Below are 20,247 nucleotides of genomic sequence, written 5' to 3' on the forward strand. Positions count from 1 at the left end.
GGGCCCTTTCAGACGTTCAGTCCACGCCCTCGGCGCCGCGCAGGATCACCAGGAACGTGTCGGTCGCCAGGTCCATCACGACCTCGACCGGCATTCCTTCCTGCCGTCGCTCGTGCGCGAACTCCTCCGCGGGCCATGAGCCGCGCGGGCCGCCTGCGGGAAAGCGTTCGAGCACCGTCCGCCCCATCACCATCTCGCACCTCCAGTCATGCGTCGTGCTTACCGAAGTCAACGCGCTGGAGGGGGTGATCGCCTCGCCCGGTGACGGGACTGAGACGTAGCCGACACCGGTTCACAGCCGAACGTGAACGTCCGCTCACCAAATGGCAGCAGCGGGCGCGTTCGGTGCCCGGACGGACACGGAACGGCACAGGACGGTCAGTGGTCGTACTCGTCGTGCAGGCGGAGCCGGTCGCCGCCGTGCGGGTGGCGGCCGACGGCGGTGAGGTCGAGCAGGCCGGAGAGGGCGCCGATGCCGTCCAGGGCGTCGTCGTACACCGAGTAGGTGTGGAAGATCCGGTCGCCGTCGCGCAGGAAGCAGCTCAGGCCGGGGCGTTCGGCGGGGGCGCCGGCGCGGTCCACGGTCGCCTCGAAGTCGCGGTTGAAGTCGCTGGGGCAGGAGGAGTACCAGGGCAGGGTCCAGCCCATCCGTGCCTTGAAGGGCAGCAGCCGGGTGAAGGGGGCGAGCGAGACGGCCGCGAAGGCGGTGTCGCGGGCCCGGAGATGGGCGAGGGGGCCGATCTGGTCGAGGAAGGCAGCGCAGCAGGGGCAGCCCGCCTCCTGCTCCGGCGCGAACATGAAGTGGTGGACGACGAGCTGGGCGCGGTCCCCGAACAGGTCGAGCAGGGTGGCCTTGCCGTCGCCGCCCTCGAAGACGTACTCGTCGGCGACCTCGACCACGGGCAGCCGCCGCCGTTCCTCGCCGAGCGCGGCCCGTGCCCGTTCGACGGCCTGCTCCTTGCGCCGTAACTCCTCGCGCGCCGCCCGCCACCGCTCGCGGCTGACGATCTCCGGAAACGACATGAGCCCTCCAGTCCGACGGTCCGTTCGGGGTGCAGACCGTGGACGGGGGGACAACTCATCGGCGTGCGGCGGATTTTTTTCCGGTGAGCGGTGCGCGGTTACGCGGCCTTGCCGAGCCCGGTCCAGTCCGGGCCCCCGGCCTCCAGTTCCCGCAGCGCGGACTGGAGCTGGCCGGTGTGGCGGGGGGTGAGGCGGCCGGTGTCGTCCAGGTGGACCGCGCAGGCGGTGGTGGTGTCGACCAGCCGTTCCAGCACGGCGGCCACCTGGTCGGTGCCCCGCGTGTGCCGGGCCAGGGTGGGCAGTTCGGCGGCGGAGACGGCGATGGCGGTACGGGCCTCGGCCAGCGCGCGGTACGCCTCGCGGCGCAGCGCCCAGCGCTCGGTGTGGTCGCCGGTCTCGGTGAGGACGTGCACGAGGTAGGCGTGCGCGGCGCCCCCGGCGGCGGCGAGCCGGGCCCGGACCCCGGCGCCGTGGCGGCCCGGCATCGGCAGGTGGCCGACGATCAGGACGAGCGCGCAGGCCACCATGGTCTCGGCGATCCGCCCGAGGCATGCCTGCGGTTCCCCGCCGACCATGATCAGGGCGAGCACGAGCACCGTGACCACGGCGGTCAGCGCGGCGAAGTGCCGGGTGGAGACGGGCAGCAGCGCGCCGCACACCGTGACCAGCACGATCAGCCCGGCCGGGTGGGGCAACAGCGCGGCCAGACCGGCGAACACCAGCGCGCCCAGCACGGTCCCGGCGGCCCGGCACAGCACGCGGGAGACCAGCGGGCCGAGGTCGGGCTTGACGAGGAAGACGGCGGTGAGCGGCAGCCAGTACCAGTGCGGGTGGCTGCCGTACCAGCCGGTGTGGTGCAGCGCCTGGGCGATGCCCGCTCCGGCGCCGAAGCAGAGGGCGACGCGCAGCCCGTACTCGCGGCCCGCCGTGCCGGTCATGGCCCGCAGCGCGCCGCGTATCCCGCCGCGCCGGCCGAGGGTGAGGTGGCGGGCGCTGCCGGCGCGGTCGAACGCCTCGGCGGCGCGCAGCAGGGCGTCGTCGAGGGCGCGCAGGGCGGGCGCGGCACGGGTGGGGGCGGGCAGCGGACCTGCGGCGGTGTTGTCGCGGACGGCGGCGGCGAGCCGGCGGGGGCCCGCCGAGGCCCGCGCCGAGAGGGGGTCACCGGCCCAGGCGAGGGCGGTGGCGGCCTCGGCCAGGGGCAGCGCGGCCCGGTACCGGGCGTGCAGGCGGCGTTCGGCGGCGGAGGTCGCGTGGCGGCGCAGCCGGGGTCCGGCGAGGGCGTCCTGCGCGTGGTCGAGGGCGGCGGTGAGCGCGGCCCGGCGGGCGGGCGCGGTGTCGGTGCCGGCCGCGTCGAGCAGGTCGGCGACGGCGTCGTACACGTCGGCCACCGCCTGGCGTTCGCCGTCGAAGCGGAAGTCGCCCGCGAGCGAGCCGGGGGTGGGCAGGGCGAGGCGGAGCAGGAGCAGCCAGAGCGCTCCGGCGAGGAAGGCGAGGGCGCCCTGCCAGGCGGGCGGTCCGGCCGGGGTGCCCGCGCCGACGGCGGCGGTGACGAGGAGCTGGGTGCCGGCCGCCGAGGCGACCGGGCCGACGGCGCTGATGGAGCCGGCCAGCAGGCCGAGCACGGTCAGGGCGAGGGTGAGCGGTACGGCGGAGAGGTGCTGTCCGCCGTAGGTGCCGGCGAGCAGGCCGAGGGCGCCGGCCAGGGCGGGGGTGCCGAGACGGTCGACGGAGGCGCGCCGGCTGCCGGGGCGGTCGTTGATCCCGGCGAGCATCGCGCCGATCGCGGCGAGGACGCCCTCGGCGGTCAGTCCGGCGAGCATCCCGGCGACCAGCAGCGGTCCGGCGGCGAGGGCGCCCCGGACCACCGCGCTCCAGGGCACGGGGCCGCGCTGGGCGCGGAAGGCGTGGGCGAGCCAGGGCGGAAGTGACCGGACGGCGGGGCGCGACACGGGGCTCCTGTTCGTACGAGGGCGGGGGCCTTCGGACGACGGTGGCCGAGTGGGGGTCACTCCAGGGTAGAGCGTGGCGCGGTGGTGGGTGCGACGCGCGGGTTTCGGGGAGGTGAAAGATGCGCCGGTGGCGTGAGCAGGATCTCCTCGGCCTGATCCACGGCGCGCATCAGGTTGCCGGGGTTCAGCGAGCCGGTCACCTCGTCGATGCGGCGCAGTCCGGCGCGCTCCAGCAGCCGTTTCTCGTTGGTGATCCACTCCCCGCGCTCGGCCAGCACCGCGTGCGCGGCCTGGGCCGCGGCGGTGGCGAGCGCACCGGCGACCTCGGTGAGCCGGCCGTGCGGGGCGTGGTTGGCGCGGGCGTAGCCGAGGGTGGCGCGGGCGGTGCCGCGCCAGCGTTCGGGGGCGGTACGGCGCAGCGCATCCGGGTAGCCGGCGGGGCGGGGCAGGGTGCCGCGCAGCACCTGGTTGACGGCCAGCTCGGCGACGATCAGATACGTGGGAATCCCGGCGAGGTGGAACAGCAGGGGCTCGACCCGGAAGCGGCCCTCCTGCGCCTCGGCCAGCTCGTGCTCGACGGTGGCGAGATCCCGGTAGTGGACGTCGACCCGGCGGCCGTCGACGGTGAGCCATGCCCCGCCGTTGAACACCCCGCCGCCCCAGCCGCCGACCTCGGAGACCTCGCCCTCCCAGCCGAGGGCGCGCAGGCCGTCCGGGTCGAAGGCGCCCCGGTAGTACACGGCGAGGTCCCAGTCGCTGTCCTCGGTGTGCGTGCCCTGGGCCCGCGACCCGCCGAGCGCGACGGCCCGCACGCTGGGCAGCCCGGCGAGGCGGTCGGCGGTGGCGGAGAGGAAGTCGGCGTCGGAGAGGGCGGGCACGGCGGGCTCCTCGCTGTCGTCGCTGGCCGGAGTTGTTCGGAGTTATTCGGATGCGCGGGCGCCTCCGGGCGGCCAATGATGGGCGGTCGTCCGCCCGCGCATCCAGGGAGCCGCCATGATCCGCCGTGTCACCGTCCCCGGTCTCTTCCCGCCGCCGGCCTACTCCCATGCCTCCGTCGTGGAGGCGGGCACCCGGCTCGCCTTCCTCGCGGGCTCCGTCCCGCTGGACGAGCGGGGCGAACTGGTCGGGCCGGGCGATCCGGTGGCCCAGGCCGGGCAGGTGATCGCCAACCTGCGGGAGCAGTTGCGGGCCGTGGGCAGCGACCTGGAGCACGTGCTGGTGACCGAGGTGTACGTGGTGAGCGACCAGCCCTCGGTGCTGTCGTCGGTGTGGGAGGTGGTGGAGGCGTCCGGTCTGAGCAAGGGCCCGCACTCCTCCACCCTGCTCGGCGTCGCCTGCCTCGGCTACACCGGACAACTGGTGGAGATCACCGCCACGGCCGCGGTCCCGGAGGCGGGCGAGTGACGGTCCTGCTGCGCCGGGCCGTCCCGGCGGACGCCCGCGCCACGGCCGACGTCTGGCTGCGCTCCTTCGCCGCCGCCCTGCCGACGGTCGTCCGCCCGCGCTCGGACGACGAGGTCCGCGCCCACATCCGGGACGTGGTGATCCCGCTGCGCGAGACCTGGGTGGCCGAGGCGGAGGACGGCGCGGTCGTCGGCATGATGGTGCTCGACGGGGGCCTGCTGTCCCAGCTCTATCTGGACCCCGCCCATAGCGGACGCGGCCTCGGCGACCGGTTCGTGGCACTGGCCAAGGAGTGCGTACCGGCCGGGCTGACGCTGTGGACGTTCCAGGTGAACGAGCCCGCGCACCGCTTCTACGAGCGCCACGGCTTCGTCGCCGTCGAGCGCACCGACGGCCACGACAACGAGGAGCGGGAGCCGGACGTGCGGTACGTCTGGCAGCCCCGTTAGCGCAGGCCGGCCGCTTGCGCCGCCGTCCCCAGGGTCTCGCGGAGCATCTCCGGGGTGAGGCGGCCGGTGAAGGTGTTGCGCTGGCTGACATGGAAGCAGCCGTAGAGGTCGAGGCCGCCTTCCAGCGGGACGTGGGCGCCGTGGCCGAAGGCGGGACGGGGGCGGGGTACGGTCCAGCCCGCCTCGGTGAGAGCGGGCAGCGCCGCCTGCCAGCCGAAGGCACCGAGCACGACGACGGCCCGGAGCGTCGGCCGGAGCAGCTTGAGCTCCTGTACCAGCCAGGGCCGGCAGGTGTCCCGCTCGCCGGGCGTCGGCTTGTTGGCGGGCGGGGCGCAGTGCACGGGCGCGGTGACGCGGACGCCGTACAGTTCCAGCCCGTCGTCGAGGGCGACCGAGGTCGGCTGGGAGGCGAGGCCCAGGTCGTAGAGGGCCTGGTAGAGCACGTCCCCGGAGCGGTCGCCGGTGAACATGCGGCCGGTGCGGTTGCCGCCGTGCGCGGCGGGGGCCAGCCCGATGATCGCCAGGCGGGCGTCGGCGGGGCCGTAGCCGGGTACCGGGCGCCCCCAGTACGTCCAGTCCGCGAACGCGGCCCGCTTGGTACGGGCCACCTCCTCGCGCCACTCCACCAGGCGCGGGCAGGCCCGGCACTCGCTCACGCGCCGGTCCAGCCGGGCAAGGCCACCACTGTCGTCCATGCCCTTCACCGTAGGCCAGTCCGGTCAGGTGAACGCCGCCCCCAGCGCGACGAACCCGCAGATCAGCGCGAACAGCACGGCCAGCAGCGGCCACGCGAACCGCAGGTACTTGTCGTAACCCACCTTGGCGAGCGCGACCCCGCCCATGACGACGGCGGTGGTCGGCACCCACAGGTTCATCCAGCCGCTGGACGCCTGCCAGGCGGTGACGACGACCGCGCGGGACACCCCGGCGAAGTCCGCCAGCGGGGCGAGGATCGGCATGGCGAGCGTGGCGTGGCCGGAGGTGGAGGGGATCAGGAAGGCCAGCGGCAGGTTCACCACGAACACGATGACCGCGAAGACCCCGGACGAGGTGCCCCGCACCACGCCCTCGATGGAGTGCAGCACGGTGTCGGTGATCTTGGAGTTGTTCATGATCACGGTGACGCCGCGGGCCAGCACGATGACCAGCGCGGGCGAGATGAAGTCGGCCGCGCCCTGCACGATGGTGGCGCTGAGCCGCTGCTCCCCCATGCGCGCCACCAGCCCGACCAGCACGGCCGCGCAGATGAACAGCGCGGCGAGCTGCGGGAAGGACCAGTCCAGCTCGAACCCGTAGGGGGTGGCGTCCGCGTCGCCGGTGAGCGCGCTGGACCAGGGCACCACGGAGAAGATCATGAACGCGAAGACCAGGACCATGGTGGCCAGCACGGCCCGGTGCAGCCCCGTCAGCTCCGGTTCCGCGTCCGGCGCCTCGGTGGCGTGCTCGCGGTCGCCGGGCAGGAAACCGGTGAGAGAGCGGGCCGGGTCCCGCCGTACCCGCCGGGCGTACCGGATGACGTAGGCGACCGTCACGGCCGTCAGCACCACCCACATCACGAACCGCAGTGCGATGCCGTCGCCGAGGGAGATGTCGGCCGCCGAGGAGGCCACGCCGGTGGCGAAGGGGTTCACCGTCGAGCACAGCACGCCGATGCCCGCGCCCAGGATGATCGTGCCGACGGCCACCATCCGGTCGTAGCCGAGGGCGAGCATCAGCGGCACGATCAGGCCGTAGAAGCCGAGGGTCTCCTCGGCGAAGCCCTCCACGGTGCCGAGCACCGAGAACACCACCATGATCCCGGCGATCAGCAGCGCGCCCCGCTCCCGCAGCCGGTGCGCGAGCCGGGCGATGCCCCGGTCCAGGGCGCCGGTGGCGAACACCACGGTGATGAACGCGCCGATGGCCAGCACGAACAGGAACACCCCCGCCGCGCCGTACAGCTCCCCCGCCAGGTCCGGCCCCACCAGCCCGGTCTTCGCGTCCCGCAGGCCGTACAGCCCGTTGACCGGCGACAGGAACAAGTCGCTCAGCCGGTCGGCGAAGGACTCCCCGGCGGAGACCCGGTGGTACGTCCCCTGCACCGGGGCGCCGGCCGCGTCCCGGTCGTACTGGCCCGGCGGAATGAGAAACGCGAGCAGCCAGACGGCGATCGTGACGACGGCGAGGACGGTGAGCGCGCTGGGGAAGGTGAACGTCCGCCGGTGCCGGGACGGCTCCTCGGCCTCCGTCTCCATGTCCCCTCCTCGCTCCCGGCCCGACCTCGGCAACAGCCTCCGGGGTGCGCGGGCGGGCCGCATCCGGGGCGGGGCGTGGGAGTGGTGGGAAACGCCGTACCGGCCCGGCGCGGCGGAGCGTTAGGGTCGGCAGCATGGCACTCGCTTCACAGGACCCGGCCGCCGACGGCACCCAGGAGGCAGCCACCCCCGAGGCACCGGCGCCCGACCCCGGCATTGCCGCCGCGGTGGCCGCCGCCCAGGCCGCGGGACTCGCCGCCGGGGAGACGGTGCGGATCGATAGCTGGATCTGGGCGGTGCGCCTGGTCAAGACGCGTTCGCTGGGTGCCACCGCGTGCCGGGGCGGCCATGTCCATGTGAACGGGGAGCGGGTGAAGCCCGCGTACTCCGTGCGGGTGGGTGACGAGGTGCGGCTGCGGCACGAGGGCCGGGAGCGGGTGGTGATCGTGAAGCGGCTGATCCGCAAGCGGGTCGGCGCCCCGGTGGCAGCCCAGTGCTACATCGACAACTCCCCTCCTCCCCCGCCCCGCGAGGCGGTCGCTCCCGTCGGCATCCGCGACCGGGGCGCCGGACGCCCCACCAAGCGGGACCGCCGCGAACTGGAACGCCTGCGCGGCCTGGGCACACCGGACGCCCCCGGCGCTCCTCCGGTCGCCCCGGACCCCCACGGCAGGCGCCGGCCGGGCCGCTGAGCCACGGCGCCCCGGCCCGCCCCCTCAGACCCTCAGCCCACCGGCACCGCCCGCACCCATATCCCGTCGTCGGTCAGCTCGGCGTCCACTCTCAGCCCCGCCTCCCCGAGCGCGGCCTCGAACTGCTCCTTCGTCAGGGGCCTGCTGCGGAAGGTCTGGGTCCAGGTGGCGTCCGGGAAGGTGTACTCGGCCCGCACCGAGTTGACCCCGTCCCCGACCGGTTCCACCGAGGCGATCCGGACGGTGAAGCCCCGGGGGTCGACGCGCTCCCTCGGCACGTTCTCGTGGTAGTCCGCGCCCTCCCGCTGGATGAGCACGCAGCCGTCCGGCGCCACATGGCGGGCGCACGCGTCCAGCAGGGCGTGGCGCAGTGCCGGGTCGGCGGTGTGGACCAGGAACGAACCGAGCAGCACCACGTCGAACCGCTCGCCCAGGTCCAGGTCCTCGATCGGCGTGCATATGGTGCGCTCCGCCCCGCGCACCCGCTCCAGCATCTCGGCGGACTCGTCCACCGCCGTCACCCGGAAGCCGCGCTCCAGCAGGGCGTGGGTGACCCGGCCCGCGCCGCTGCCCAGCTCCAGGATGTGCGCCCCGGCGGGCACGGCGGCGGCGATGACGTCCGGTTCGTCGCCCGGTGGGAAGCGGGCGTACAGCTCGACGGCACAGCCGTCCGGGGTGATCGCTCCGGGGCCGGTGCCCTGATGTCCTTCACGCATCTCGACTGTCATGCCGGAAGAACGGACGATCTTCGTTCAGCCGTTCCCGTCCCGCCCCGAACCACTCGTTCGAGTCAATTCACACCGACTCGGGAACCGGAGTACGTTGCGAGAGAGGTTGCCGGAGAGGTGGTGATCGGGATGCGTACCGGCAGTGAACCGACGACCGCGCGCAGTGCGCTGCGGGCGCGGCTGTGGCTGAGCGTGTGGGGGTTCGCCTGGACCGTCTTCGGCACCGTGGCCTTCGCCCTCACCGGACGCACCGGCTGGGCGGTCGCGTGCGCCGTGCTGTGGCTGGTGGTCACGGCCGACCTGGTGCTGGTCCTGCGCCATCTGCGCCAGGGCCCGCACTACCAGCCGGGCCGTGACGTACCCCCGTACGAGCCTGCGCACGACGACCCCCCGATACGGCCGAGGCGGCGGCGAGGATTCCCCCGCCTGCCCGCGCCCCGCCACCACCACCCCTGACCGACGGGGCTCAGGAGTCGAAGCGGGCCGCTCGCAGATAGTCCGGGTTGGGGTCCAGCGCCGCGGCCAGCCGGAAGTGGCGCCGGGCCTGACCGGGGCGGCCCTGGCGCTCGTAGGTGCGGCCCAGCGCGAAGTGGGCGAAGGCGTTGTCCGGCTCGCGCTCCAGCACCACCGTGAACTCCAGCTCGGCGGGCCGCAGTTGCGCGGCGGCGAAGAAGGCGCGGGCCCGCAGCAGCCGGGCCGCGGTGTTCTCGGGGTGGGCGGCGATCACTTCGTCCAGCAGTTTCACCGCGCCCCTGGGGTCCCGCGCGTCGAGCAGATGCTCGGCGGCGCGGAAGTCGATGACATCCGTCTCCGGCGTACGTCCGGCGGAACCATTGATCTCGGGCACGGCGAAGTCCTTCCCTCACTCCGCCGTTCCAACGCCTCGGAGCCGAAGGGCTATTCCGCGCCACCGCTCCGTGCGGCCGCGCGCCGGGTCAGTTCGGCCCAGACCTCCGCGACCCGCTTCTCCAGCGCGTCCAGCGGTACGTCGTTGTCGATCACGATGTCGGCGATCTCCCGGCGCTGCTCACGGCTCGCCTGGGCGGCCATGCGAGCGCGGGCGTCCTCCTCGGTCGTCCCGCGCAGCCGGACCAGCCGGTCGAGCTGGGTCTCGGGGCTCACGTCCACGACGATCACCAGGTCGTACAGCGGCGCCAGCCCGTTCTCGGTGAGGAGCGGTACGTCGTGCAGGACGACGGCGTCGGCGCTCGCGGCGCTCTCCAGCTCGCGGGACCGCTCGCCCACCAGGGGGTGCACGATCGAGTTGAGGACGGCCAGCTTCTCCGGGTCGGCGAAGACGATGGACCCGAGCCGGGGCCGGTCCAGCGAACCGTCCTCGGCGAGGATCTCCGGCCCGAAGGCTTCCACCACGGCCGCCAGCCCCGGTGTCCCCGGCGCGACGACCTCCCGCGCGATCCGGTCCGCGTCGATCAGCACGGCCCCGTGCCGCACGAGCAGCCGCGACACCTCGCTCTTGCCGGCCCCGATGCCGCCGGTCAGCCCCACTTTCAACATGCCGCGCAGCCTAGACCCTGATGCCGGAAGGCTTACGCCTCCCCCTCCCGCTCCGCGAGGAACCGCTCGAACTCGCGGCCGATCTCGTCGGCGGAGGGGATGTCGACGGGCTCGGCGAGCATGTTGCCGCGGGTCTCGGCGCCGGCAGCCGCGTCGTACTGGTGCTCAAGGCCCTGGATGAGCGAGGTCAGTTCCTCGTCGCCCTCGCGGATCTGGCGGTCGATCTCGGTCTGGGTGCGGTGGGCCTCGGTGCGCAGGCCGTGGGCGACGCCGGGCAGGACGAGGCCGGTGGCGGCGGTGATCGCCTCCAGTACGGTCAGCGCGGCGTCCGGGTAGGCGGAGCGGGCGAGGTAGTGCGGGACGTGCGCGGCGACACCGAGGACGTCGTGGCCGGCCTCGCTGAGCCGGTACTCCAGCAGCGCGGCGGCACTGCCCGGCACCTGGGCCTCCTCGAAGGGACTGCGGTGTCCGGGGACGAGGTCGGTGCGGTTGCCGTGCGGGGTGAGGCCCACGGGACGGGTGTGCGGCACGCCCATCGGGATGCCGTGGAAGGTGACGGAGAGCCGGACGCCGAGCCGCTCCACGATCTGCTGGACGGCGAGCGCGAACCGCTCCCACTCCACGTCCGGTTCGGGCCCGGACAGCACCAGGAACGGCGCGCCGGTGGCGTCCTGCACGAGGCGGACCTCGATGGCCGGCACCTCGTAGTCGGTCCAACTGTCCCGCTGGAAGGTCAGCAGCGGACGGCGGGCCCGGTAGTCCACCAGCCGGTCGTGGTCGAACCGGGCCACGACCTGGTGCGGCAGCGTGTCGAGGACACGGTCGACGATCTGCTCGCCCGTCTCCCCCGCGTCGATGTAACCGTCGAAGTGGTAGAGCATGACCAGCCCGGCCGACTCCTGAGCCAACGCCACGTCCACCACGGCAAGCCCCTTCGGCTCCCAAGCGAACAAACCCTGCGGATCAACCACGATGACCGCCCCTCCTAGTGTCCAAATGACCCAACACCAGGAAGCACCAGACCATTCCCAAGATCACTTGAAAGAAGCGCCCACCGCAACTCCCTCAAGGGGCGCGGGGAACTGCGCGAACACCCCCCACGAGCCGCACCTGACAACGCACCAGAAACGCCTGAGGGACCCGCACCCCGAAAGGTACGAGTCCCTCAAGCTTGACTACCGGCTAACCCTCAGCGGTGAGCGCTCAGCTCTGGCCGCCCGCCAGCTTCTCACGCAGCGCGGCAAGCGCCTCGTCCGAAGCAAGGGCACCGGAGGTGTCCGCACCCTCGGAGGAGTACGAACCGCCGCCGCCACCGGACGCGGCCGGAGCCGCACCCGCGACGTCGCCGCCCTCGGCAGCGGCCTTCTCGTCCGCCTCGCGGGACTTGATGACCTGGGCCTGGTGCTGCTCGAAGCGCTGCTGCGCCTCGGCGTACTGGCCCTCCCACGCCTCGCGCTGGGTCTCGTAGCCCTCGAGCCAGTCGTTGGTCTCGGGGTCGAAGCCCTCGGGGTAGATGTAGTTGCCCTGGTCGTCGTAGGACGCGGCCATGCCGTACAGGGTCGGGTCGAACTCGACCGACGCCGGGTCGGCACCGAACGCCTCGTTGGCCTGCTTCAGCGAGAGGCTGATGCGGCGACGCTCGAGGTCGATGTCGATGACCTTGACGAAGATCTCGTCGTTGACCTGGACGACCTGCTCCGGGATCTCCACGTGGCGCTCGGCCAGCTCGGAGATGTGGACCAGACCCTCGATGCCCTCGTCCACGCGGACGAACGCACCGAACGGAACCAGCTTCGTGACCTTGCCGGGCACGACCTGGCCGATCTGGTGGGTGCGGGCGAACTGCTGCCACGGGTCTTCCTGGGTCGCCTTCAGCGACAGGGAGACGCGCTCGCGGTCCATGTCCACGTCGAGGACCTCGACGGTGACTTCCTGGCCGACCTCGACAACCTCGGACGGGTGGTCGATGTGCTTCCAGGACAGCTCGGAGACGTGCACCAGACCGTCGACGCCACCCAGGTCCACGAAGGCACCGAAGTTGACGATCGAGGACACGACGCCGGAGCGGACCTGACCCTTCTGGAGGGTCGTGAGGAACGTCTGGCGGACCTCGGACTGGGTCTGCTCGAGCCAGGCACGGCGGGACAGGACCACGTTGTTGCGGTTCTTGTCCAGCTCGATGATCTTCGCCTCGAGCTCCTTGCCCACGTAGGGCTGGAGGTCGCGGACGCGGCGCATCTCGACCAGGGAGGCCGGGAGGAAGCCGCGGAGGCCGATGTCGAGGATGAGACCACCCTTGACGACCTCGATGACGGTACCGGTGACGATGCCGTCCTCTTCCTTGATCTTCTCGATGGTGCCCCAGGCGCGCTCGTACTGGGCGCGCTTCTTCGAGAGGATCAGGCGGCCTTCCTTGTCCTCCTTCTGGAGAACCAGGGCCTCGATCTCGTCGCCGACCTTGACGACCTCGTTCGGGTCGACGTCGTGCTTGATCGAGAGCTCGCGGCTCGGGATGACACCTTCGGTCTTGTAACCGATGTCGAGCAGGACCTCGTCCCGGTCGACCTTCACGATGACGCCGTCGACGATGTCGCCGTCGTTGAAGTACTTGATCGTCTCGTCGATCGCGGCGAGGAAGGCTTCCTCGTTACCGATGTCGTTGACCGCAACCTGCGGGGTGGTGGCGGTGGTCTCGGTGCTGCTCGTCATGTGGGAAAGGGCTCCGGTACGGACATTGAAGTCGTAGGTACTGCTTACGCCGGGAGCCCGTTTCGCTCTGCAGAAGCCGGACAGCCAAGGAAGCGCCACTTGAGCACCGGGTGCCCGGTGGCGCCTCGAGAACCGAGGGATACATACAGATGCGAGCGCGACCTGCTACGTCTGAGGTGCGCAGGCCCGCAGCGCAACTTGTAGCATACGGGGGCAGCCGGGCAGGGTCAATGCGCGAAGGCGCACACCGCGGACGGATCGCCGCATACCCGGCTGAACAATCGCCCAACTGGGCGCGCGTGACCGCGCGATCCCTTCCGTGACACGCGTCCGGCGGGCCGGTTGGACGGAAGAGTACGACGAGGGAGCCGATCATCCAAGAGCCTGTGGAGCACGACCCGGAGGGGCCGGAGGAATCAGAGCCGGAAGCCACTCGCCGTGACGCGGGGGTCGCGGAGAGCAGCAGGGCCAACCGGGGCTGGTGGGACCGGAACGCCGACGAGTACCAGGTCGAGCACGGCACCTTCCTCGGTGACGACCGCTTCGTCTGGTGCCCGGAGGGGCTGGACGAGGTGGAGGCCGAGCTGCTCGGCCCGGCGGAGGAGCTGAAGGGCCGGGACGTGCTGGAGATCGGCGCGGGCGCGGCGCAGTGCGCGCGCTGGCTGGCCGCCCAGGGTGCCCGTCCGGTCGCGCTCGACCTCTCCCACCGGCAGCTCCAGCACGCGCTGCGCATCGGCTCGGCGTTCCCGCTGGTGTGCGCGGACGCGGGCGCGCTGCCCTTCGCGGACGCCTCCTTCGACGTGGTGTGCTCGGCGTACGGGGCGCTGCCGTTCGTGGCCGATCCCCGGCTGGTGCTGCGCGAGGTGCGGCGGGTGCTGCGGCCGGGCGGCCGGCTGGTGTTCTCGGTGACGCATCCGGTCCGCTGGGCGTTCCCGGACGAGCCGGGCCCGGAGGGGCTGTCGGTGGCGTCGTCCTACTTCGACCGCACTCCTTATGTGGAGCAGGGCGACGACGGTCACGCCGTCTATGTGGAGCACCACCGCACCATCGGTGACCGGGTGCGGGACATCGTGTCCTCCGGGTTCCGGCTGGTGGACCTGGTGGAGCCGGAGTGGCCGGCCTGGAACACCTCCGAGTGGGGCGGCTGGTCCCCGCTGCGCGGCAACCTCATCCCCGGTACCGCGATCTTCGTCTGCGAACGGGACTGACCGCCCCGGCTCCCCGGCGTACGACACTGGGGGCGTGATCCGTGACGACGCCCTCGCCGCGCTGCCCGTGCGCTCCGCCCTGCCCGACCTGACCGCCGCGCTGGACGGGCCGGGCACCGCCGTGCTGGTGGCGCCGCCCGGTACCGGCAAGACGACGCTCGTGCCGCTGGTGCTGGCCGGGCTGGTCGGCGGGGGTCCGGCGCGGCGGGTCGTGGTGGCCGAGCCCCGCCGGATCGCGGCGCGGGCCGCCGCGCGGCGGATGGCGTGGCTGCTGGGCGAGCAGCCGGGGGTCAGCGTCGGCCACACCGTTCGCGGTGAACGTGTGGTGGGGCGCCACACTCGCGTGGAGGTCGTGACCACCGGTGTCCTCCTCCAGCGGCTCCAGCGGGACCAGGAGCTGGCCGGTGTCGACGTGGTGGTGCTGGACGAGTGCCACGAGCGGCATCTCGACGCGGACACGGCCGCCGCCTTCCTCTGGGACGTACGGGGCACCCTCCGGCCCGACCTCCGCCTGGTGGCGGCCTCCGCGACCACCGACGCGCAGGGCTGGGCGCGGCTGCTCGGCGGTGCGCCGGTGGTGGAGGCGGCCGGGGTGTCGTACCCCGTGGAGGTGGTCTGGGCGCCGCCCGCGCGTCCGGTACGGCCGCCGCACGGGATGCGGGTGGACCCGGCGCTCCTCGCGCATGTGGCCTCGGTCGTGCGGCGGGCTCTGGCCGAGCAGTCCGGTGACGTGCTGTGTTTTCTGCCCGGCGTGGGTGAGATCGCCCGCGTGGCGGGCCAGTTGGGACAGCTTCCGGGTGTCGACGTGCTCCAGGTGCACGGCCGGGCCCCCGCCGCCGTGCAGGACGCGGTGCTCTCCCCCGGCGAGCGGCGCCGGGTGGTCCTGGCGACCTCCGTGGCCGAGTCCTCCCTCACGGTGCCGGGCGTCCGGGTCGTCGTGGACGCGGGGCTCGCGCGGGAGCCCCGCGTGGACCACGCGCGCGGCTTGAGCGGCCTGGCGACGGTACGGGCGTCCCGCGCGGCCGGTGCCCAGCGCGCGGGCCGGGCGGGGCGCGAGGCACCCGGTGTGGTCTACCGCTGCTGGGACCACGCCGAGGACCCCCGCCTCCCCGCCTTCCCGGCCCCGGAGATCAAGGTCGCCGACCTGACCGCGTTCGCCCTCCAGGCGTCCTGCTGGGGCGACCCGGACGCCACGGGCCTCGCCCTGCTGGACCCGCCCCCGGCCGGCGCGATGGCAGCGGCCCGCGACGTCCTGACGGCCGTGGGCGCCGTCGACCCGCTCGGCCGGGCCACCCCCCGAGGCACCCGCCTCTCCCACCTCGGCCTCCACCCCCGCCTCGGCCGAGCCCTCCTCGACGCGCCCACCCCCGCCGCCGCAGAAACAGTCGCCCTCCTCTCGGAGGAGGTCCCGCGCGACTACGGCGACGACCTGGCAGGTGCCCTGCGCCGGGCCCGCCGGGGCGGGGACGCGTACGCGGGGCGCTGGGCGGCGGAGGTACGGAGGCTGCGGGGGGCGGCGGGGCGTACGGCGGGCGTGGGCTCCGAGAGCGGGCCGGACGAGCGGACGCGGCAAAGCGCCCCGGCCCAGGCGACCCCCTCGGACGGCGACGCCCGCGCGGCCTCCTCTGGGGCGAGCGCGGAGGGGCGACGGAAGGGCGTGCCGGGCGGCGGGTCCTGGCAGACCGGCTCAGAGACGCACACAGAACCCGGCCGAGGACAGGCCCAGCCGAACAACCCGGACCACGCGGCCCCGGCGCACGGGGGCCCCGCCTCGTCCGGGGCGAGCGCGGAGGGGCGGACGCCGAAGGGCGTGCCGGGCCGCGGGTCCTGGCCGACCGGCTCAGGGACGCGGGCGGACCCCGGCCGAGGACCGGCGAGGCGAGGCGGCGCGCGCCAGGCGGCCCCGTCGGGCGGCGATTCGCGCGTGGTCGCGTCCGGGGCGAGCGCGGGAGGCGTCCGGCACGGGTCGTCCACGTCCGAACCCGGCCTTCCCGGCGACGAAGCCGCCGTCGGTCAAGTCGCCGCCCTCGCCTTTCCCGAGCGGATCGCCCGGCTGGACGGGGGGTCGTATCTGATGGTGTCCGGGAGTCGGGTCGAGCTGGATGAGGCGTCGGCGTTGCGGGGGGCGCCGTGGATTGTGGTGGCTGTGGCGGATCGGCCTGTGGGGAAGGGGCATGGGCGGGTGCGGCTGGGGGCTGCTGTGCGGGAGGAGGTCGCTCGGGCGGCTGCCGCTTCGTTGTTGGAGGAGCGGGAGGAGGTGTGCTGGGCCGAGGGGGATGTTGTGGCGCGGCGGGTTGAGCGGCTGGGGGCCGTCGAGTTGGCCGTACGGCCGATCAGAGGCGCCGACCCCGAGTTGGTGCGGGCCGCCCTCGTCGACGGGTTGGAGCGAGAAGGGCTGGGGTTGCTGCGGTGGACCGAGCACGGTCAACTCCTGCGGCAGCGGCTGGCATTCCTTCACTCGCGCCTCGGGGAGCCGTGGCCGGACATGTCCGACGAGGCGCTGCTGGCCCGCGTGGACGACTGGCTGGAGCCGGAGTTGGGGCGGGCCCGGCGTCGGGCGGACCTGGGGCGGATCGACGCGGGGCAGGCGCTCGCGCGGCTGTTGCCGTGGGCGAGTGGAGAGGCGGCGCGGCTGGACGAGCTGGCGCCGGAGCGGATCGCCGTACCGAGCGGCTCACGGGTGCGGGTCGACTACGCGGACCCCGAACGGCCGGTGCTGGCCGTGAAGTTGCAGGAGATGTTCGGGCTGCGGCAGACCCCGGAGGTGGCCGGGGTGCCGCTGCTGGTGCATCTGCTGTCGCCCGCCGGGCGGCCCGCCGCTGTGACGGCGGACCTCGCCTCGTTCTGGCAAGGCGGCTACCGGGCGGTCCGGGCCGAGCTGCGCGGGCGGTACCCGAAGCACCCCTGGCCCGAAGACCCGGCCACCGCCGAGCCGACCCGTCACACGACGGCCCGGCTCAAGCGGTGAACAACCTCAGGAGCTGGCCGACGGGCTCGGCGAGGGGCTGGCCGAGGCGCTCGCCAGGACCGACACCTTCAGCTCGACGGTGACGCTGCCACCGCCCGGCGTGGTGACGCGGAGCAGGTAGGTGCCGCTGAACAGGTCCGCGTACAGCTTGGGCAGCGTGACGACACCGTTCGCGTCGGTGGTGAGCCCGGTGAGGGTGCGGACGGGCTGGCCGTTCGCGTCCTTGAAGTAGGGCCCGACGATGTTCGCGCTGGGGTTGGCCGCGGACTTGATCAGCGTGGCGGTGGCGCCGACCTTGGCCGCCGGGGCGCCCTTGTACGTCGCCTTCACCTGGACCTGCCCGAACTCGCCGCCCGGAGCGCTGGTCAGCGCGGTGTCGGAGGTGCGGACCAGCTTGTCGGCGGGGCGCGGGGTGACGGTGGCCGTGTAGCCGACGCCCTTGGCCGCGTGCCCGACGACCACGCTGCTGATCTTGAAGGTGCCGGCCTGCTCCCCCGCGAGGAGCTGCGGGGCGAGGGCGACGCCCTTGGCGTCGGTGGCGATGGTGGCCACCCGCTCGCCGCCGGTGAAGGTGGCGTCGGTGTCGCCGCTGATGGTGAACCGCACCCGGATCTTGGCCACGGACTTGCCGTCCTTGGTCACCGCGCGGGCGCCGATCCGCCGCTCGAAGGCGTCTCCGGCCGTGGCGGTCAGCTCGGTGCCGTCCAGGTCCGGGGAGACGAGGTGGTCCACCGTGTCGGACGGGGTGGGTGTCCCGGCCGGCGGGGTCGGCTCGGGCGAGGGGCTGCCGGGCGTGGTGGGGTCCGGACTCGGGCTTGACTTGGGCGGATTCGCCGGCTTCGAGGGCTTGCCCGGCTTCGTCGGCTTCGGCGAGGCCGTGCCCGGACCGGCGGGCCTGCTCGTGCGCGGCAGGTCGTCGTCGCTGCGGTGGCTGGGGACGCCGCCGGAGCCGTCCGGGACCGAGTGGGTGCCCTTGCGGTAGTAATCCACCCAGCTCAGCACGAGGTTGAGGTAGTCGGTGGAGTTGTTGTAGCTGAGGATCGCGCGGTGCAGGTCGCGTTCCGTGGAGAGGTCCCAGCCGTTGCGGCACAGGTAGTGGCCCGCGGCGAGGGCGGCGTCGTAGACGTTGTTCGGGTCGGCCTTGCCGTCGCCGTTGCCGTCGCGGCCCGCCCAGGCCCAGGTGGACGGGATGAACTGCATCGGGCCGATGGCCTGGTCGTAGGAGCTGTTGCCGTCGTAGGCACCGTGGTCGGTGTCCTTGATGAGGGCGAAGCCGTTGCCGTCGAGCTGGGGGCCGATGATCGGGCTGATCGTGGTGCCGTCGGCACTCACGCGGCCGCCTCTGGCCTGGCCGGACTCCACCTTGCCGATGGCGGCGAGGAGTTGCCAGGGCAGGTTGCAGCCGGGCTTGGCGGCGCGGAGTGCGGCCTCGGCCTTCTGGTAGGCGTCCAGGACGGTCGCGGGGATGCCCGCCTCGCCCTCGCCCCGCGAGACGGGCGTGCCGATCGTGGAGGACGGGCTCGGCAGGGGGCTGTTGAGCGGCGGAAGGTCCGTGTAGTACGGGGAGTTGCCGGTGGCGTTGCCGTCCGCCGACGCCTCTGGCACGGGGGTGCTGTGACCCGCGCTGGTCTGGAGGGGTTCGGGGGCGCCGGTCGCGCCCGGTGCCTGGGACGCGGAGAGTGCCGCCACCGCCAAGGCGGCCGCCGCGGTCGTCGCCGCTCCCTTGCGCAGCCGCCTGCCCTTGTGCGCCGCCATAGAGTGAACCCCTCCCGTGGACGCCCTCGGCGTCCGTCTGCGCCTGTCCCGACTGAAGGTGTGACGGCCGAGCCGGTGCCACGGTTGCCCGGTGTGCCGCCCTGTGGTCTGTGGGGTGGGTCACCTGACCGTGTGCACGACAGATGCGCCCCGGCCGACCCTACGTCAACTCCCCTGTCCCGAGGCACCCGTGGCGCCCGCGTTTTCCGGACTTGGCCGACTCCCGTCGCCCGCGCGGCCGGTGGGGGCGGATCACGCATACTGGGCGCGCGATCACCGGCGCGGCCCGTGCCGGCCGTTCCGGGAGGACTTCGTTGCCGTTCACACTCAGCCATGCCGCGGCCGTACTGCCCGCCGTCCGCCGGGACGGGACCGGGCGGGGGCCGCTGGTCCCCGCGGTGCTCGTCGCGGGCTCCTTCGCGCCGGACCTGACGTATTACGCGGCCAGCGTCCACGCGGAGGCGATGGAGTTCGGGACGTTCACGCACTCCTTCACCAGTGTGCTCACCGTGGACGTGCTGATCTCCTGGGCGCTGGTGGCGCTCTGGCTGCTGGTGCGCGAGCCGCTGGTGGCGCTGCTCCCCCGGCGCTGGCAGCCGAGGCCCGCCGCCCTGCTGCGGTGCGGGGCACCCCGCGCGCGGGTCCGGGCGTCCCTTGCGCTGTGGTGGTACGTCTCGGCGGTGCTCGGCGGGGTCACGCACGTGGTGTGGGACGCCTTCACCCACCACGACCGCTGGGGCACCGACCTGGTCCCGGTGCTCGCCCGCACGATGGCCGGAATTCCCCTCTTCCAGTGGCTCCAGTACGGCACCTCGGCCCTGGCCGCCGTCGGGATCACCGTCTTCCTGGTACGGGCGCTCCGCGCGGCCCCAGCCGCCGACCCGCTGGGCGTGCCGCTGCTCTCCGTACGGGACCGGTGCTGGGCGCTGGCCGTGCTGGTGGGCTGTGCGCTGGGCGCGGCGGTGGTACGGGCGGTGCGCTGGTGGGCGTACTGGGGTGCGGTGGCCCGGCCCTGGGAGCTGGTGCCCACGGTGTGCTTCGGCGCGGGCGCGGGCCTGCTGCTCGGGGTGGTGCTGTACGCGGGCGCGCTCCGGGTGTGGCGGCCCGGCGGTGCTAGGCCCGCTTCCGTCCCGAGCGGGGACCCGGTGTCGCGGGGCGCGACGGTCGGCGCGGGGCGGCAGGGGCGGGGCGGTCGGTGAGGGAGGCCACGAACACGGTGAGCGTATGCCGGGGGCGTGCCTTCGGCAGGTGGGTCAGCAGCAGCGCGAGATAGCCGCGTACGAGGTCGGCGCAGGCGTGCCGGTCGGGGAGGCGGCGGGCCCCTGCGGCCAGGACCCGGCGGGTGGCGGCGCCGGCCCGGCGGACGCCGGTCAGCGGGTGCGCGGGGCGGCGGGCGGCGCTGGCACCGGCCGCGACGACGGGCACGGCTGTCCCGGACGCCTCCGGCGCCGGTCCGGTGTCCGTACGCTCCGTACTGCCGTGCCGCGGGGCGGGCCTCAGGCGGTGAAGCATGCGTATACCCATGCCCGCAGTCTCGCGGGTGGCGGGCGGGGGCTGCGTTCTGGCGGGGGCCACGTGAGTGAAACCCCGCGGGGAGGGCCGCTCCCCGCGGG

General features: G+C 73.7%; 20 protein-coding genes. 7 read left to right on the forward strand and 13 right to left on the reverse strand.

Features of this window, described 5'->3' with window-relative positions:
* Positions 1-16: 16 nt before the first annotated feature.
* The 4 genes from E5083_RS31175 to E5083_RS10935 all read right to left on the reverse strand — a co-directional run bounded on the left by E5083_RS31175 (position 17) and on the right by E5083_RS10935 (position 3,850).
* Positions 17-193, reverse strand: coding sequence for a hypothetical protein (locus E5083_RS31175; protein WP_167513515.1), 177 nt, complete (start codon positions 191-193; stop codon positions 17-19).
* 185 nt (positions 194-378) lie between these two features.
* Complete coding sequence (locus tag E5083_RS10925) at positions 379-1,023, reverse strand: DUF899 domain-containing protein (RefSeq protein ID WP_135785453.1); 645 nt, start codon at positions 1,021-1,023, stop codon at positions 379-381.
* Positions 1,024-1,121: 98 nt separating this feature from the next.
* Entirely contained in the window at positions 1,122-2,972 is a 1,851-nt protein-coding gene (locus tag E5083_RS10930) for an FUSC family protein (protein WP_135785454.1), read from the reverse strand.
* 56 nt (positions 2,973-3,028) lie between these two features.
* A complete protein-coding gene (locus E5083_RS10935; RefSeq protein WP_135785455.1) occupies positions 3,029-3,850 on the reverse strand; it encodes a nucleotidyltransferase domain-containing protein in 822 nt (273 codons plus the stop codon).
* A 115-nt stretch (positions 3,851-3,965) separates the two neighbouring features.
* Here E5083_RS10935 and E5083_RS10940 point away from each other — a divergent pair, with 115 nt between their 5' ends.
* Both E5083_RS10940 and E5083_RS10945 read left to right on the forward strand, forming a co-directional pair.
* On the forward strand, positions 3,966-4,376 hold the full coding sequence (locus E5083_RS10940; RefSeq protein ID WP_135785456.1) for a RidA family protein: 411 nt from the start codon (positions 3,966-3,968) through the stop codon (positions 4,374-4,376).
* On the forward strand, positions 4,373-4,825 hold the full coding sequence (locus tag E5083_RS10945) for a GNAT family N-acetyltransferase (RefSeq protein WP_135785457.1): 453 nt from the start codon (positions 4,373-4,375) through the stop codon (positions 4,823-4,825). Before E5083_RS10940 ends, E5083_RS10945 begins: the two co-directional genes overlap by 4 nt.
* Here E5083_RS10945 and E5083_RS10950 read toward each other — a convergent pair.
* Together E5083_RS10950 and E5083_RS10955 are read right to left on the reverse strand one after the other, a co-directional pair.
* The gene (locus tag E5083_RS10950; RefSeq protein ID WP_135785458.1) at positions 4,822-5,520 is read right to left on the reverse strand and encodes a uracil-DNA glycosylase; all 699 of its coding nucleotides are present in this window, start codon (positions 5,518-5,520) and stop codon (positions 4,822-4,824) included. The two genes, E5083_RS10945 and E5083_RS10950, sit on opposite strands and share 4 nt — an antisense overlap.
* A 24-nt stretch (positions 5,521-5,544) precedes the next feature.
* Positions 5,545-7,059, reverse strand: a complete 1,515-nt coding sequence (locus tag E5083_RS10955) for a YfcC family protein (RefSeq protein ID WP_135785459.1) — start codon at positions 7,057-7,059, stop codon at positions 5,545-5,547.
* 134 nt (positions 7,060-7,193) lie between these two features.
* Between E5083_RS10955 and E5083_RS10960 the strand changes: the two genes are divergently transcribed.
* Positions 7,194-7,751 carry an RNA-binding S4 domain-containing protein gene (locus tag E5083_RS10960; protein ID WP_244317472.1) on the forward strand — a complete coding sequence of 186 codons (558 nt, stop codon included), beginning with the start codon at positions 7,194-7,196 and terminating at the stop codon, positions 7,749-7,751.
* Positions 7,752-7,783: 32 nt separating this feature from the next.
* On the opposite strand, the gene E5083_RS10965 is transcribed toward E5083_RS10960, so the two are convergent.
* Positions 7,784-8,467 carry a class I SAM-dependent methyltransferase gene (locus E5083_RS10965; RefSeq protein ID WP_135785460.1) on the reverse strand — a complete coding sequence of 228 codons (684 nt, stop codon included), beginning with the start codon at positions 8,465-8,467 and terminating at the stop codon, positions 7,784-7,786.
* Positions 8,468-8,608: 141 nt separating this feature from the next.
* Between E5083_RS10965 and E5083_RS10970 the strand changes: the two genes are divergently transcribed.
* Positions 8,609-8,935 (forward strand): DUF6343 family protein, encoded by a 327-nt coding sequence (locus E5083_RS10970; RefSeq protein ID WP_135785461.1) that lies wholly within the window; start codon positions 8,609-8,611, stop codon positions 8,933-8,935.
* Between the two features lie 10 nt (positions 8,936-8,945).
* Here E5083_RS10970 and E5083_RS10975 read toward each other — a convergent pair whose 3' ends face one another.
* From E5083_RS10975 to rpsA, 4 genes are all read right to left on the reverse strand, one after another.
* Entirely contained in the window at positions 8,946-9,326 is a 381-nt protein-coding gene (locus E5083_RS10975; RefSeq protein WP_135785462.1) for a tetratricopeptide repeat protein, read from the reverse strand.
* Positions 9,327-9,376: 50 nt separating this feature from the next.
* Positions 9,377-9,994, reverse strand: coding sequence for a dephospho-CoA kinase (coaE, locus tag E5083_RS10980; RefSeq protein ID WP_167513516.1), 618 nt, complete (start codon positions 9,992-9,994; stop codon positions 9,377-9,379).
* A 32-nt stretch (positions 9,995-10,026) separates the two neighbouring features.
* Positions 10,027-10,965 (reverse strand): PAC2 family protein, encoded by a 939-nt coding sequence (locus E5083_RS10985; RefSeq protein ID WP_135785463.1) that lies wholly within the window; start codon positions 10,963-10,965, stop codon positions 10,027-10,029.
* A 232-nt stretch (positions 10,966-11,197) separates the two neighbouring features.
* The gene (gene rpsA / locus E5083_RS10990; protein ID WP_135785464.1) at positions 11,198-12,703 is read right to left on the reverse strand and encodes a 30S ribosomal protein S1; all 1,506 of its coding nucleotides are present in this window, start codon (positions 12,701-12,703) and stop codon (positions 11,198-11,200) included.
* Positions 12,704-13,074: 371 nt separating this feature from the next.
* Between rpsA and E5083_RS10995 the strand changes: the two genes are divergently transcribed.
* Together E5083_RS10995 and E5083_RS11000 are read left to right on the forward strand one after the other, a co-directional pair.
* Positions 13,075-13,911, forward strand: coding sequence for a class I SAM-dependent methyltransferase (locus tag E5083_RS10995; RefSeq protein WP_208754045.1), 837 nt, complete (start codon positions 13,075-13,077; stop codon positions 13,909-13,911).
* A gap of 34 nt (positions 13,912-13,945) precedes the next feature.
* The gene (locus E5083_RS11000) at positions 13,946-16,879 is read left to right on the forward strand and encodes an ATP-dependent helicase C-terminal domain-containing protein (protein ID WP_135785466.1); all 2,934 of its coding nucleotides are present in this window, start codon (positions 13,946-13,948) and stop codon (positions 16,877-16,879) included.
* 6 nt (positions 16,880-16,885) lie between these two features.
* On the opposite strand, the gene E5083_RS11005 is transcribed toward E5083_RS11000, so the two are convergent.
* Positions 16,886-18,634 (reverse strand): lytic transglycosylase domain-containing protein, encoded by a 1,749-nt coding sequence (locus E5083_RS11005; RefSeq protein WP_135785467.1) that lies wholly within the window; start codon positions 18,632-18,634, stop codon positions 16,886-16,888.
* A gap of 314 nt (positions 18,635-18,948) precedes the next feature.
* On the opposite strand from E5083_RS11005, the gene E5083_RS11010 reads away from it, so the two are divergent.
* Positions 18,949-19,833 carry a DUF4184 family protein gene (locus E5083_RS11010; protein ID WP_135785468.1) on the forward strand — a complete coding sequence of 295 codons (885 nt, stop codon included), beginning with the start codon at positions 18,949-18,951 and terminating at the stop codon, positions 19,831-19,833.
* Here the strand turns inward: E5083_RS11010 and E5083_RS11015 are convergent.
* A complete protein-coding gene (locus tag E5083_RS11015; RefSeq protein ID WP_244317473.1) occupies positions 19,748-20,158 on the reverse strand; it encodes a hypothetical protein in 411 nt (136 codons plus the stop codon). The genes E5083_RS11010 and E5083_RS11015 overlap by 86 nt on opposite strands.
* Positions 20,159-20,247 lie beyond the last annotated feature (89 nt).

This window comes from Streptomyces bauhiniae, from assembly GCF_004784475.1.
GTDB classification, from domain to species: Bacteria; Actinomycetota; Actinomycetes; order Streptomycetales; family Streptomycetaceae; genus Streptomyces; species Streptomyces seoulensis.